The 13,196-nt window shown below is 70.5% G+C and carries 13 protein-coding genes; 8 read left to right on the top strand and 5 right to left on the bottom strand.

Features of this window, described 5'->3' with window-relative positions:
• The first annotated feature begins 86 nt into the window (after window positions 1–86).
• Entirely contained in the window at window positions 87–545 is a 459-nt protein-coding gene (locus ACPXB1_RS00745) for an ATP-binding protein (protein ID WP_425734675.1), read from the top strand.
• A 15-nt stretch (window positions 546–560) separates the two neighbouring features.
• Here the strand turns inward: ACPXB1_RS00745 and ACPXB1_RS00740 are convergent, their stop codons facing one another.
• Together ACPXB1_RS00740 and ACPXB1_RS00735 are read right to left on the bottom strand one after the other, a co-directional pair.
• Window positions 561–3,413, bottom strand: a complete 2,853-nt coding sequence (locus ACPXB1_RS00740) for a hypothetical protein (RefSeq protein WP_425734674.1) — start codon at window positions 3,411–3,413, stop codon at window positions 561–563.
• A 138-nt stretch (window positions 3,414–3,551) separates the two neighbouring features.
• Entirely contained in the window at window positions 3,552–3,725 is a 174-nt protein-coding gene (locus ACPXB1_RS00735; RefSeq protein ID WP_157552877.1) for a hypothetical protein, read from the bottom strand.
• Between the two features lie 262 nt (window positions 3,726–3,987).
• On the opposite strand from ACPXB1_RS00735, the gene ACPXB1_RS00730 reads away from it, so the two are divergent.
• Window positions 3,988–4,788 carry an SDR family NAD(P)-dependent oxidoreductase gene (locus ACPXB1_RS00730; RefSeq protein ID WP_197281624.1) on the top strand — a complete coding sequence of 267 codons (801 nt, stop codon included), beginning with the start codon at window positions 3,988–3,990 and terminating at the stop codon, window positions 4,786–4,788.
• Between the two features lie 8 nt (window positions 4,789–4,796).
• On the opposite strand, the gene ACPXB1_RS00725 is transcribed toward ACPXB1_RS00730, so the two are convergent.
• Together ACPXB1_RS00725 and ACPXB1_RS00720 are read right to left on the bottom strand one after the other, a co-directional pair.
• Window positions 4,797–5,864, bottom strand: coding sequence for a DUF2855 family protein (locus ACPXB1_RS00725; protein WP_053659022.1), 1,068 nt, complete (start codon window positions 5,862–5,864; stop codon window positions 4,797–4,799).
• A gap of 69 nt (window positions 5,865–5,933) precedes the next feature.
• Window positions 5,934–7,148, bottom strand: coding sequence for a PP2C family protein-serine/threonine phosphatase (locus ACPXB1_RS00720; RefSeq protein WP_425734673.1), 1,215 nt, complete (start codon window positions 7,146–7,148; stop codon window positions 5,934–5,936).
• A 92-nt stretch (window positions 7,149–7,240) separates the two neighbouring features.
• On the opposite strand from ACPXB1_RS00720, the gene ACPXB1_RS00715 reads away from it, so the two are divergent.
• On the top strand, window positions 7,241–7,363 hold the full coding sequence (locus tag ACPXB1_RS00715) for a hypothetical protein (RefSeq protein ID WP_355588401.1): 123 nt from the start codon (window positions 7,241–7,243) through the stop codon (window positions 7,361–7,363).
• Here the strand turns inward: ACPXB1_RS00715 and ACPXB1_RS00710 are convergent.
• Entirely contained in the window at window positions 7,360–8,898 is a 1,539-nt protein-coding gene (locus tag ACPXB1_RS00710; RefSeq protein WP_425734672.1) for an MFS transporter, read from the bottom strand. The two genes, ACPXB1_RS00715 and ACPXB1_RS00710, sit on opposite strands and share 4 nt — an antisense overlap.
• Before the next feature lie 105 nt (window positions 8,899–9,003).
• Between ACPXB1_RS00710 and ACPXB1_RS00705 the strand changes: the two genes are divergently transcribed.
• The 5 genes from ACPXB1_RS00705 (at window position 9,004) to ACPXB1_RS00685 (ending at window position 13,177) form a co-directional block, all read left to right on the top strand.
• Window positions 9,004–9,483 (top strand): winged helix-turn-helix transcriptional regulator, encoded by a 480-nt coding sequence (locus tag ACPXB1_RS00705; protein WP_355630787.1) that lies wholly within the window; start codon window positions 9,004–9,006, stop codon window positions 9,481–9,483.
• A gap of 123 nt (window positions 9,484–9,606) precedes the next feature.
• The gene (locus ACPXB1_RS00700; protein WP_355588395.1) at window positions 9,607–10,353 is read left to right on the top strand and encodes an SDR family NAD(P)-dependent oxidoreductase; all 747 of its coding nucleotides are present in this window, start codon (window positions 9,607–9,609) and stop codon (window positions 10,351–10,353) included.
• Between the two features lie 39 nt (window positions 10,354–10,392).
• The gene (locus ACPXB1_RS00695) at window positions 10,393–11,103 is read left to right on the top strand and encodes a FadR/GntR family transcriptional regulator (protein ID WP_355588393.1); all 711 of its coding nucleotides are present in this window, start codon (window positions 10,393–10,395) and stop codon (window positions 11,101–11,103) included.
• Complete coding sequence (gene dgoD / locus ACPXB1_RS00690) at window positions 11,100–12,245, top strand: galactonate dehydratase (protein WP_355630784.1); 1,146 nt, start codon at window positions 11,100–11,102, stop codon at window positions 12,243–12,245. The genes ACPXB1_RS00695 and dgoD overlap by 4 nt, the downstream gene beginning before the upstream one ends.
• Window positions 12,239–13,177, top strand: a complete 939-nt coding sequence (locus ACPXB1_RS00685; RefSeq protein ID WP_425734671.1) for a sugar kinase — start codon at window positions 12,239–12,241, stop codon at window positions 13,175–13,177. The genes dgoD and ACPXB1_RS00685 overlap by 7 nt, the downstream gene beginning before the upstream one ends.
• Window positions 13,178–13,196: the final 19 nt, after the last annotated feature.

The raw sequence follows: 13,196 nt of genomic DNA, 5'->3' as shown, positions 1-13,196 counted from the left end.
GGGTAGTGCTGAGCACGACCACGGCGCCCAACTCGGGTATGACAGAGTGGTCGGCTGTTGACGTGGGGGCCGGGAGGAGCTGCGCGATGCGGGTGAGCCTGACGCTGTCGCTACCGCGCCAACCGGCCTCGGTGACCCGCGCCCGCCACGTGCTCAACACCCTGCTGAGCCTCACCGACGCCACCGAGGACTCCCGCGGTCAGCTCGCCGTGCTGATCAGTGAGGCCTGCGCCAACGCGGTGATGCACGCCGATGCCGACAGCGCTGTCGACATCACCATCGTGATCGACGACGACGCCTGCCGGATCGAGATCGGCAACCGGGGACGCACCCCGCTCGACGCCGGACTCGACGCCGGGCTTCCCGCCCCGCTCACCGTCGGCGGCCGTGGCCTGCCCCTGATCGCCGCCCTCGCCGACACGGCCACCTTCGTCGTCGGGCCACCGGGTCACGTGCTGCTCCGCATCACCAAGCACCTCGGCGGCGTACGCGCGGCGGCGCCCCGCAGGCAGCCATCGCCCTGCGGGGCGCCACTCGACACATAGTGACCCGAGGGCCGATCAGTCCGCTTTCACCACGATGAAGTACCCGGTCTCGTCGGTGGTGGTGCCGTCGGCCTTGCGGCCCTTGACGATCAGGTGGAGCCCTGTCGCCTCGGTCGGCGTCCAGGTGATCGACGCACGGCCCTCCGCGTCGGCGTCCACAGTGCCGGCAACCCCGCCGATCGTGTATTCGAATGACGTGATGCCGGCCGTGCCGCCGCTGAACTCGAAGCGACCCTCGACGCCGACACCGCCGCCAGCGGTGTCCCGGGGGTACGCCTCGGAGAAGACCTGCGGCGCGGTGCCAACCTGGAACAGGTACTCGGTGACCGGCGAGAGCCGACCGTCCGCCGTGCGACCCCGCACTGTTAGCGTGTTGGGTCCGTTGCGGTCCGGCACGACCCGGACCATCGTGTTCCAGCTGTCCCCGATGGGCGTGACCTGTTCCGGGCCGTCGTTGAGGCGGTAGAGGTACTCCACCACCTCGGGCTTCCATTCGGTGCTGAGCGCGAAGTCACCGGGGACACCGATGCCGCCCCGCGGGGACCACTCGTTGTACTGACTCCACACCGAGACCCGGGTGTCGCGGACAGGGACGGTCATCTCGCGCTCTGGCGACGTTGTCCCGTCCTGCGCGATCGCGGTGACCCGGGCCGAGAACCAGCCGTCCCACTGAGGTGTGAACGACACTGTCGCCGTGCCGTCCGGCCGCGCCGCGATGGTCTGGTATTCGCCGAAGTCCAGCGAGTAGCGGAACTCCCTGGTGTCGGGCAGTACCGAGCGGAAGGTCAGCGTCATCGGCTGGGCGGCCGCGCCGCCGCCGGGCGGATCGGTCGTGATGACCGGCGCCTCGAACGGCCGCCAGGTGAAGCTCTTCGCGGGCGACCGGGTGCCGTCGGCCAGCAACGCCTCGACGATCAGCGTGTTGTCACCGGTGTGCACAGGCGTGACCGTGATCGACACGCTGGCTCCGTAGGAGGGCACGACGGTTTCCGGGCCACCGTCGAACCGGTAGGCGAAGCCTGTCACGTTCGGCAGTTGGCTGCTCAGGTAGAACTCCACAGGCAGGCCGACGCCGTCGATCCGGGTCAGGTATTCCAGCGTCGGCGCGTACGCGCTCGGCACCGGGTCGAGGACGCTGAACTGGTAGTAGGCCTCCATCGACTTCGAGCCGTCCGCCTTCACCGACCACACGATCAGCATGTGCCATCCGGCGGTCGCCGTCCACGGCAGTACGGCGGTGTCGTCCGCCGCCGCCGTAACGGTTTGCGCGGCCTCGTTGTCCAGGACGTACTCGTAGGCGACGACGTCGGCGTTGCGCGGCTTGAACGTGAACGAGCCGGTCTTGCCGGCGATCGGCTCGTTGTCGAAGTTGAACTCGGCGGACTCGACCCGCGGGGAGTCCGTGACCGGGATCCGCAGGGTGTCCTGCCCGATCAGCTTGTTCTTCACGTAGCTGCTGACGACGATCGCGACCTCGCCGACCTCGGTGAAGGTGAACTGGTCGGTGGCTTTCCCGTCGACGGCCGGCACCCGGATCTGCGGGCCGCCGTTGACCTGGTAGCCGAAGGCTGTCGTCTCGGGCTTGCGCGCGGTCAGGCTGATCGTGCTCGGCAGCCCTACCCCGCCCATTTCGACCTCCGCGCTCGGCGCGGTGTCGGCCACCCAGAACTGGTACGCCTTCTCCGGCCCTCGGTTGCCGGCCGCGTCGACCGAGTGGACGTAGAGGGTTTCGATCCACGCACGCTTCGGGGTGTATTCGATGACAGCCGTCCGGCCCGGCTGCCGGGCCTTCACGCTGCCGGAGTTGCCACCGCTGTCACGCCAACTGAAGGCGACCACATCCTGGTCATCGCCGGCGGCGACGCGGAACCTGCCGGTCACGCCGGCGCCACCGCCCTGGATGTTGCCCTCGGGGTAGAGCTTCGAGGTGACCACCGGCGGGTTCGCCGGTGGCGCCTTGTCCATGATCACGTAACAGGCCTTGCTCCACGGCCCCGCGTCGTAGTAGTCGCTGGCGCGGGCCTGCCAGGCGAGCAACTGACCGTCGGCGTACTGGCTCAGGTCGGTGCCGTAGTAGCTGTAGAACTCACGGCGCTGGTCCGGCTGGTCGACCGGCCAGATCGCGTAGAGGACTGTCGCGTAGTCGCCCTCGTCGGGATCGTTGGCGGTGGCCTTGAACATCGTCGTCGCGGCGGCCGGTGACGGTTTGGTCAAGGTGCCGCACGGTCGTTTCGGAGATTCGAGGTGCGGGTCGGACACGGTCGGCGGGTGGTTCGAGGTGGAGCTCAGCGTCGGCAGCTGGAACGTGCGGCCGGCGCGCGGGTCGGCCTCCTGGGCGGCCGTGATCCGGTATTCGACCGTGATCGACTTTTCGTTACGGCCGAGCGCGGCGTTCAGCGTCTCGACCATGTCGAAGCCCAGGTAGCCGGGGCAGTAGTAGGAGCCCTGCCCCCGACCGGCGGAGATCAGCTTTTCCAACTCCGCCGGTGGGTTGTTCCAGGTCGTCCCGGCCTTGACCGGGGCAGTCCGCCACACCTCGATCGTCACTGCCGTGGAGCAGTCGGTGACCGCGTCCTCGTACGTGTAGAGGTACGAGTTGTGCACGACAGTGCCCTTGAGCTGGGTCAGGTCGTAGGTGAAGTAGGAGCGGTAGGTGTGCGGCCTGTTCGCATCGTCGACAAGCGTGCCGACCGGCGGCGCGACCTGCGGGTTGACGAACTTCGACGTCGGGCTCTGCGAATCGAGATAGGCCCAGCTCGACAGCGGCAGATTGGCGAAGTCGGCGGCGAGGGCCGGCTGGCCGGTGGCCAGGACGACTGCCGCAACACCGACAGCGGTCGCCAGCGTGGCTGCTCCGATGCGTTTCATGTGGACTTGTTCCTCCCCCGTGACGGCACCTCGATCGATGCGATGCCGGCCAGGTCATGCTATCGACGGAAGCCACAACTGGATGTCCCGTCGATCCGGCGTGGAGGAAAGCCCCAACCGTCGTGACCAGATTGTGGGCTAGCTGCGGGCGGGCGTCTCGGCCGACTCGCGGTCCGGGGTCTCCGTGGCGAACGGGGTACGCAGGCGGGTCATCGAATCCGCGCTGATGTCCGCTTCCGGACTGCGCTCGTCGTCGGTGACCCGTTCCCCCTCGACGCTGAAGGGATTCAGGGCGGACGTCATATCGGTCACGAGGAACTCCAGGAGATGTGCACGGCAGCGCTCGACTCAGTCATCGGCAACTGGGGAACCGTGGGGACGCAGCGGGGCCGGGCCGGCGATGGGCCATCGATGCCCCGCGCTCACAGCCTAGCGGTCGGCGGCATGCTGGTGACCGCGAGGTGGCGGGGCCGGGGTTTGCGTGACTCGGGCTGCCGGGCGCGGGCGGCACCGCTACGGTCGAAACGGCCCCCGAACGGGGACGGCCGAGGTGAGACGAGCGCATGGGGTGACGATGACGGTGCAGATCGATCTTTCCGGCAGGACCGCGCTGGTCACCGGCTCGACCCAGGGAATCGGCGCCGCCATCACCGCCGGCCTGGCCCGCGCCGGCGCCCGGGTGGCCGTCAACGGCCGTACCGCCGCCGGGGTCGAGCGCGCCGCCGCGACGTTGCGCGACGAGGTCCCGGGCGCCGACGTGGTGGAGGTCGACGCGGACGTGTCGACCGATGCGGGTACGGCCCGCACGCTCGACCTGCTGCCCAGCGTCGACATCCTGGTCAACAGCCTCGGCATCTTCGGCCCCAGCCCGGCCCTGGAGATCCCGGACGACGAGTGGCGTCGCTACTTCGAGGTGAACGTGCTGGCCGGTGTGCGGCTGACCCGCGCCTATCTGCCCGGGATGATGGAGCGCGGTTGGGGGCGGGTGCAGTACGTGGCCAGCGACTCGGCGGTCGCCATCCCCGCCGAGATGATCCATTATGGTGTCTCGAAGACGGCTCTGCTGGGTGTCTCGCGCGGGTTCGCGAAGGCCGCTGCCGGCACCGGCGTAACTGTCAACTCGGTGCTCGCCGGGCCGACCCACACCGGCGGTGTCGAGGATTTCGTCGCCGACCTCATGGGCGACAGCCTGCCGTGGGAGCAGGCGCAGCGGGAGTTCATGCGCCTGCACCGGCCGCAGTCGTTGCTTCAGCGACTCATCGAGCCCGAGGAGATCGCCAACATGGTCACCTACCTCGCGTCTCCGCTCGCCTCCGCGACGACCGGCGCGGCGGTCCGGGTCGACGGCGGATACGTCGACGCGATCCTTCCGTGACGGTTGGCTCAGAGCTGGACGACGTGGCCCGTCCGGGGCGGCGTACGGCCCGCGAGGACGTCGAGCCAGGCGTCCCGTAGTGCCTCGGGGCCGTCGCCGACCCGCACGTCGAGCCACCCGCTGAGCATCGGGGCGAAGCGCTGCCAGGCTGCGGTGAACCGTTCGTCGAGCCCTTCGCGGCCCCAGTCCTGGCCGCGTTTGCGCATCTGCACCGGCGCGAAGAAGACCTCGCCGGCGGCGTCGGCGTTTGGTGTCTGGTTGGTGAGTCCGACAGCGATGTCCCGCACGAGCCGGTCGCCGAGGTGCCCGCGTAGGGCGGCGCGGGTCGCCGGCGCACCGGACAGGTCGAGGTAGGCGGTCTCGACGACGTCGAGGGTGTCGATGTCGTCGTAGGAGATGACCTCGTCGTAGCAGCCGAGCGACCGCGTGAACGCGAGGTTGCCGGGCGAGGTGAGCCCGACCAGGCGGGGGCCACGGCCGTGCAGTTCGAAGGCTGCGGCGTACGCCGTCTTGCTCGACGCCGACGACAGCACCAGCGACCGCACACCGTAGAAATCGTTGTCGATGACCTGGTCGGCAAGCATGAACGAGGTGAAGAACAGCGGCCGGAACAGGATCAGCAGGTCTTCCTGCTCTGGCCGGTACGCGGGGTCACCGGTGGTCGACCGGTACGAGTTGTACGGCGACGGCAGCTCGGCCCGGTGCGCGCTGGCGTCGCGGAAACCGGTCGCGTTCACCCGGTCGGGGCGTACCACCAGGTGGCCCGCTGGAGGCAGGTAGCCGTAGACGCGCTGACCGACCTCGACACCCTCCACTGTGGAGGCGACGACCTCGGCGAAGCCCCACAGCGGCGGCAACCCCCACTGACCGTCGAGCCCGCGGGGCTCGGGCGGAAAGAACTGCCAGTAGCGCATCGCGTCGCCGAGCACCGCGTAGGTCACGTTGTTTGCGGTGAGGCCGACGCGGTCGACGCGCAGCAGCGCTTCGCCGTCAACCGGAGTGGGCGCTGCGCTGTCGACGAGGGTGGTCCGGCCCAGATCGTTGCGGGCCACGGCGAATGTCCACGAGTCGGCCATGCTGTGACGCTAGACAGCCCTCGATGCGGAGACAAGTGCACTGCGAGTGCAAAATCCCACTCGACGCGGTCAGCCCTGTGGCACGCCGAGGCGGCTGAGGTGCGCGAGCGGCAGATGCGGTGGCCGCCACTCCAGGAACATGGCCGTGGCGTCGTCGTCGAGCTGATCGTCCTGGTACGCGAGGACGGCGCGCACCAGGCGGCGCATCGTCTCGGGGCTGGGCAGCCCGTCGTTGAGGGCGCGGCCGACGAAATCGACGAGCCGGTCCAGGCCGAACCGCTCCCCGTCGGCGCTCTTCGCGTCGGTGATGCCGTCGGTGTAGGCGAGGATCCGGTCACCCGGGTGCAGTTCCTCCTGGTGCACACGGGGGGCGCCGGCCGACAGGTACCCCAGGCCGAGCGGCAGGGCGGTCGGGCCCGGCAGCTCCCGGATGGCCTTGCCGTCGCGCAGCAGCATGGCCCCCGGGTGACCCGCGTTGATGATTCTGAGCTGGCCGGTGCGGCGGTCCAGTTCGGCAAGCAGCGCGGTAGCGAAGGAGCCAGGGTGCTCGGAGTGCACCCACCGGTCGATGCTCGTCGCCGTGGCGGCCAGGTCGAGGCCGGACCGGCGGGCGTTGCGGTACGCGCTGACCACCAGCGACGCGAGGGTGCTCGCCTTGATGCCGTGCCCGCAGGTGTCGAAGAGGCCGACGCTGAGCACGTCACCGTTCAGCGCGTAGTCGAAGATGTCCCCGCCGACGTCGTAGCACGGTTCGAGGATGGCGGTGATCACCAGCTCGTCGGTGGCGAAGGTCAACGGCGGCAGCAGCCCCCACACGATCTCGGCGGCGACCTGCATCGGCAGGCGGCGCCGCATCCGCTCGACGACATCGCCGTAGAGCCGGCGGTTCACGAGGACCTGGGCGATGTTCACCGCCAACTCCCAGGCGGGCACGTCCATCGCCGCGTCACCAGCGTCCGGCGACACGACCTCCAGCACCCCCAGCCGCTCGCAGCCGAGCAGCAGGGGCACCCAGAGTCGGTCGGGGGTCTCGGCGGCACGCTGCACGTCGAGGCTTGTGAACGCGCGGCCGGCAAGCGTCGTCTCGATCGTCAGCTCGTCCCGGACGAGACCCGCGCCCAGCAGCGGCACGAGGATGGACTGGGTGTAGTCGGCCAGGTAGATCACGACCTCGGTCGCGCCGATGGCCGGCGCTGCGCGGGTGACGAGCAGAGACAACTCGTCGGGCCCGCCCCGGGGTGCGTTGAGCTGTAGCCAACGCGCTGCTTGGCCCGCGTCGACCACGCTCCACCTCCCCGTGTCCCCACCACCGTAGAAGCCCGGTGACGAACCTGCCAGTGGCGCCCGGCGCCAGGTCGATCCGACCGTGGGCACCGGTGCGACACGCTACGGTGCGGGCGTGGCGCCGGCGCACCCGGCCGGTCGAGGTGTGCTGCGGCGAGCAGCTCGGGATGCTCGACCGACAGCTCACGCTCGACCCGGTCGGCGCGCCTGGCTAGTGCTGGTGCGGTCGGTTGCGCACGAGAGTGAGCGCGAGAACGGCGGTGACGAGGAAGACGACGCCGTTGATCCACAAGCCGGCCTGGACTCCGGAGGTCAGGGCCTCGGCGAGCGCGGCCCGTACCGGATCGGGCAGTGGTTGGCCGTCGGTGGCGCCGGTGGCCGCGGCTGCCTGCACCGCGACCCGGGTGGGCGCGTCGACCTGGTGGGCGGCGAGCCGCTCGGGCAGGTCGGACAGCATCGTGGTGGTGAGCAGCGTGCCGAGCAGGGACGAGCCGAGCACCGAGCCGACCTGGCGGGCGGCGTTGACGGCGCCGGAGGCCATGCCCGCCTGCGCGGGCGCGACGCTCGCCAGTGCCGCTGCGGTCGCCGGAGCCACCACCAGGGCGCAGGCCGCGCCGAACAGCGCGAGCAGCGGCCACCGCTGGTCGAACGGGGTGGTCGGGCCCTGGGTGGCGAGGCCGAAGCTGGCCAGTGCCCCGAGGACGAGACCGGCGGTGAGAGGTGCCTTGAACCCGGTACGGCGGATCAGCCGCCCCGCGCCGAAGGCCACGACCGCGTAGACACCGAAGAGCGCGAGCATCCGCCAGCCGGTGTCCAGCGGGCTGAGGGCCTGCGCACGCTCCTGGAACAGGACGAGCAGGATCGCCACGCCGGTGAAGCCGAACAGCGACACCGCGGCGACGACCATGACGGCGCTGAACGACTTCGAGCGGAACAGCCGCACGTCGAGCATCGGTGCGCTGGTGCGCAGCTCGACGAGCACGAACGCGATCAGCGCGGCGGCCGAGGCAGCCCAGGCCAACGTCACCACCAGGCTGGTGTAGCCGTCCCGGCCGCCCCGAATCATGGCGTAGACGGCGGCGGCGATGGCGACGGTGCCGAGCAGCAGGCCGGGTACGTCGAGGCGGCCCGCGCTCGGCTGGGACTCGGCCACTCCGATCGCGGCGACGACGAGGGTGACAAGGCCCAGCACGATCGTGGACACGTAGACGCTGTGCCACGAGTGGTGCCGCAACAGCGCCCCGGCGATCAGCGGGCCGACCGCGAGACCGATGCCGGAGGCCGCCGACCAGGCGGTGATGACCTCGGTACGGCGGTGCGGGTCGGTGAAGGTGGCACCCAGGATCGCCAGGCTGTTCGGCAGGATCAGGGCACCACCGAGACCCGCGACCAACTGCCCGACGATCACCCAGGTCACTGTTGGCGAACTCACCACCACGGCACCGCCGGCGATCATGGCGATGACTCCCGCGTTGAACATGCGCCGACGCCCGTACCGGTTGCCCAGAGTGGCGGCGGACAGCACCACGCTCGCCACGACCAGTGTGTACGCGCTGGGAATCCAGATCAATGTGGTGGCGTCGACCCGGAGATCGCGCTGGATGGTGGTCAGGGCCGACACGGTGGCGGTGATCTGGAGGAAGGTGATCATCGCGCCCAGACACGTGGCGAGAAGCGTCGCGGCGGGAGAGCCGCGAAGGGCTGATCGGGCGGTGGCAGCCGGTCTGGGTGCTGCGGTGTTGGTGGCCATTGGCGTCCTCACGGTGTGCGTCCGGCTGACTTGCTTCTGCTGAAGCCAGCAGCGATCCAGTGAAGCACCTGGGTTGCCCTAATGCAAGTCAGGTAGGCTTGGCGCATGGAGGACCTACGGGACGACCGCGACTCCTGGTCGAATACGAACTGCTCGGTGGCCCGCGCGATGGACATCGTGGGCAGCAGGTCGACGCTTCTGATCATGCGTGACGCTCTGCTCGGTACGCGCCGTTTCGACGACTTCGTCCGCCGGGTCGGGATCGGTGAGCCCGCCATCGCGTCCCGACTGAAGGAGATGGTCGCCGCCGGCCTGCTCGAACGGATCCCCTACCGGGAGCCGGGGCAGCGCACACGTCACGAATACCAGCTCACCACCAAGGGGCGCGAACTGCTGCCGGTCATCACCGCGCTGCGCAACTGGGGCGACGCCTGGGCCGCCGACGACGCAGGCCCTCCGATCGTCGCCCGCCACCACGACTGCGGCGAGCCCGTGCGGGCTGTGCTCCGCTGCTCGGCCGGTCACGACGTCGACAGCGGCGACATCGACATCACCGCCGGCCCGGGCCTGATCCGCCGCGACTGACACCGGATGCTGCCGAGCCTGCCGAATGGCGGGCCGAGGTTGCATCGGCACCCTTCGACTGTGAAGATGTCTTCGTAATTAATGATTAGTTGATATCGCCGCCCACGGTCAGGGGGTCAGGCCATGCGCCGACTCAAAGGGAAGAATGCGCTGGTCACCGGAGCTATGGGCGGGATCGGCGCGGCAATCGCCCGGCGGTTGGCCGCCGAGGGAGCCGCCGTCGCACTGCTCGACGTGACCGACCCACGCCCACTGGCCGCCGAGTTGACAGCACGCGGCGACCGGGCGCTTTCCGTAGTGGGTGACGTCAGTGTGGACGCCGACTGGGCGACAGCCGTGGCCGCCGTCCGGGCCGACCTCGGCCCGGTGGACATCCTGATCAGCACCGCCTACGCGGTGCAGGTCGCCCCGGCCCACGAGACCAGCCGGCAGTCCTGGGACCACCAGCTCGGCGTCAGCCTCACCGGCTCCTTCCTGGGCGTCCGCGCCTGCCTCGACGACCTGCGGGAACGGTCCGGAGCGGTGGTGCTGATCTCGTCGGTGCACGCCCTGGTGGGGCTTCCCGGCCGTCCCGCGTACGCGGCGGCCAAGGGCGGCCTGGTCGCGCTCGGCCGCCAGCTCGCCGTGGAGTACGGCCCGCGGGTGCGCGTAAACACAGTGCTGCCCGGCCCGATCTTCACCGCCGCCTGGGCAGACGTGTCCGAACAGGACCGTCAGCGAAGCGTCGAGGAGACCGTCGCGAAACGGTTCGGCACACCCGAAGAGGTGGCCGCGACGGTGGCTTTCCTCGCCTCACCGGACGCCGCCTACGTCACCGGAGCGAGCCTTGTGGTGGACGGTGGCTGGACAGCGGTGAAAACCTCGGCCTGAAAGATCGAACCCGACACCAGCGAAGAGGCCGGAAGACCATTGGCACAGTATGCAAGTCGCGGCGTCCACGGACAGACCGTCGAGGCCATCGCCCGCCGCATCCTCACCGGTGAGATCGCCGCCGGGTCGACATTGAACATCGCCGCCCTGCAGGAGGAGTTCGACGTCAGCCTGACGGCGCTGCGCGAGGCGCTGAAGGTCCTCTCGGCCAAGGGAATCGTCGACGCCCGGCAGAAGCGCGGCACGTTCGTCCGGCCACGAGCCGACTGGAACCTGCTCGACGGTGACGTGATCCGCTGGCAGTTCGCCGAGGGCCCGCACCAGACACTGCTCGACCAACTGCACGAGGTCCGCGCCATCATCGAGCCGGCCGCCGCGCGGCTGGCAGCCCGCCGGCGCACCGACAACGACATCGCCGCACTGGACCGGGCACTGGCCGAGATGGCCGAGGCGGGGGGCGATCCCACGGCCGCCGTCGCCGCCGACCTCTCCTTCCACCGCAAGCTGCTCGCCGCGACCCACAACGAGCTGCTGGAACGCATGGAGGTGGTGATGGAGACGGGCCTGGCCGAACGGGATCGGCTCGTGCACGGCACCGCCGCCCACGACGACCCGGTGCCGAGCCACCGCGCCGTTGTCGACGCGCTACGCGCCCGGGACGAGACAGCGGCCGAGGCCGCCATGCGTGAGTTGCTGGACAAGGCCGTCCGCGACGTCGAAAAGGCACGGGGGCGAAGGGGCAGTCAGTGAAGATCGAGCGGATCGAGACCTTTCTGGTCGCGCCACGGTGGTTGTTCTGCCGGGTGGAGACCGACGACGGGCTCGTCGGGTGGGGTGAGCCGGTCGTCGAGGGGCGCGCCGAGGTGGTACGCAGCGCCGTCGAGGTGCTCTCCGAATATCTGATCGGCGAGGATCCACTTCGGATCGAGCAGCACTGGCAGGTGCTCAGCAAGGGCGGCTTCTATCGCGGCGGCCCGATCCTCTCCAGCGCTGTCGCCGGCCTCGACCAGGCACTGTGGGACATCGCCGGCCAGGCGTACGGGGCACCGGTGCACGCGCTGCTCGGTGGGCCGGTGCGCAACCAGGTACGGATCTACTCGTGGATCGGTGGAGACGAGCCCGACGAGGTGGCCGATGCCGCCGCCGCGCAGGTCGCCGCCGGTCTCACAGGCGTCAAGATGAACGCCTGCGGTCGACTCTCCCCCATCCCCACCTCCGCCGAGGTGGACGCGGTGGTCGGCCGGGTCGCCGCCGCCCGCGAGGTGCTCGGCCCCGACCGGGACATCGCCATCGACTTTCACGGCCGGGCAGGGCTGGCCGCAGTCCGCCGGATCCTGCCCGAGCTTGCCGCACTGCGCCCGATCTTCGTGGAGGAGCCCGTCCTGCCCGACCAGGCCCACCACCTGCGGGACATCGTCGCCGGAACCCCGATCCCGGTGGCCACCGGCGAACGCCTCTACGGCCGCTCCGAATTCCTCGGCCCGTTGCAGGCCGGGGTCGCCGTGGTGCAGCCGGACCTGTCGCACGCCGGCGGGATCTCCGAGGTCCGCCGGATCGCCGCGCTGGCCGAGACGTACGGCGCGCTGCTCGCCCCGCACTGCCCGCTCGGGCCGATCTCGCTGGCGGCGAGCCTCCAGGTGGCCTTCGCGACGCCGAACTTCCTGATCCAGGAACAGAGCATCGGCATCCACTACAACGTCGACTCGGAGCTGCTGGACTACGTGGTCGACAAGGAACCCTTCCGGTTCGTGGACGGGCACATCGCCCGCTTCGACCGGCCCGGCCTGGGCATCACTGTTGACGAGGCGGCGGTCCGCGAGGCCGCGCGTACACCGCATGCCTGGCGCAACCCGGTCTGGCAGCACCGCGACGGGTCGTTCGCCGAATGGTGACCGACCTGCTCACCTTCGGCGAGACGATGGCGGCCTTCCGCACGACCGGGCCGTTGCGGCTGGGCGGCACCGCCGGGATCTCCGTCGCCGGGTCCGAGTCGACAGTGGCGATCGGGCTGGCCCGGCTCGGCCACCACGCGGCGTGGGTCGGGGTCACCGGCGCGGACGAGCCCGGCGAACTGGTCCGCCGCACGCTACGCGCCGAAGGCGTCGACCTGACCTGGGCCCGTGTCGACCCGGCGGCCCCCACCGGGCTGATCCTCTTCGAGGCCCGGGTCGCCGACATCAACCGGGTCACGTATCACCGCACCGGGTCCGCCGGGTCCCGGCTGCGCCCCGCCGACGTCACTCCCGCGTTCGACACGCGACCGCCCCGACTGCTGCACGTCACAGGCATCACCTGCGCGCTCGGCGCGGAGCCGTACGACGCGGTGGTGACGGCGGTACGGCTCGCGCGCGCGACGGGCAGCACCGTCTGCCTGGACGTCAACCACCGCAGCCGGCTCTGGTCGGTCGGCGAGGCTGCCGCCACGCTGCGACCGCTGCTGCCCTCGATCGACCTGGTCGTCGCCTCCGACGAGGAGCTTGCCATCCTCACCGACGCCGCCAACCCGGTCGCGTCGCTGCGCGCGGCCGGCGTGACCGAGGTCGTCGTGAAGCACGGCGCCGACGGGGCCACCAGCCACAGCGCCGCCGGCACCGTGCACCGGCCGGCCCGGCAGGTTCCGGTGGTGGACACCGTGGGGGCCGGCGACGCCTTCGTGGCCGGGCTACTCTCCGGCTGGCTGGATGGCGACGACGTACCGGAGCGGCTGGACCGGGCGGTCACCACCGGCGCGTTCGCGGTCGCCACCCGGGGCGACTGGGAGGGCCTGCCCGACCGGGCGGAGCTGGCGCTACTCGACCACGGGCCGGGCGGCACGGTTCGCTGACCGGCGGGCGGCCGACCTC

The sequence above is a fragment of the Micromonospora sp. DT68 genome (assembly GCF_049847245.1).
Taxonomy (GTDB): Bacteria; Actinomycetota; Actinomycetes; order Mycobacteriales; family Micromonosporaceae; genus Micromonospora; species Micromonospora profundi.
This window is presented reverse-complemented; position numbering and strand designations above follow the sequence as displayed.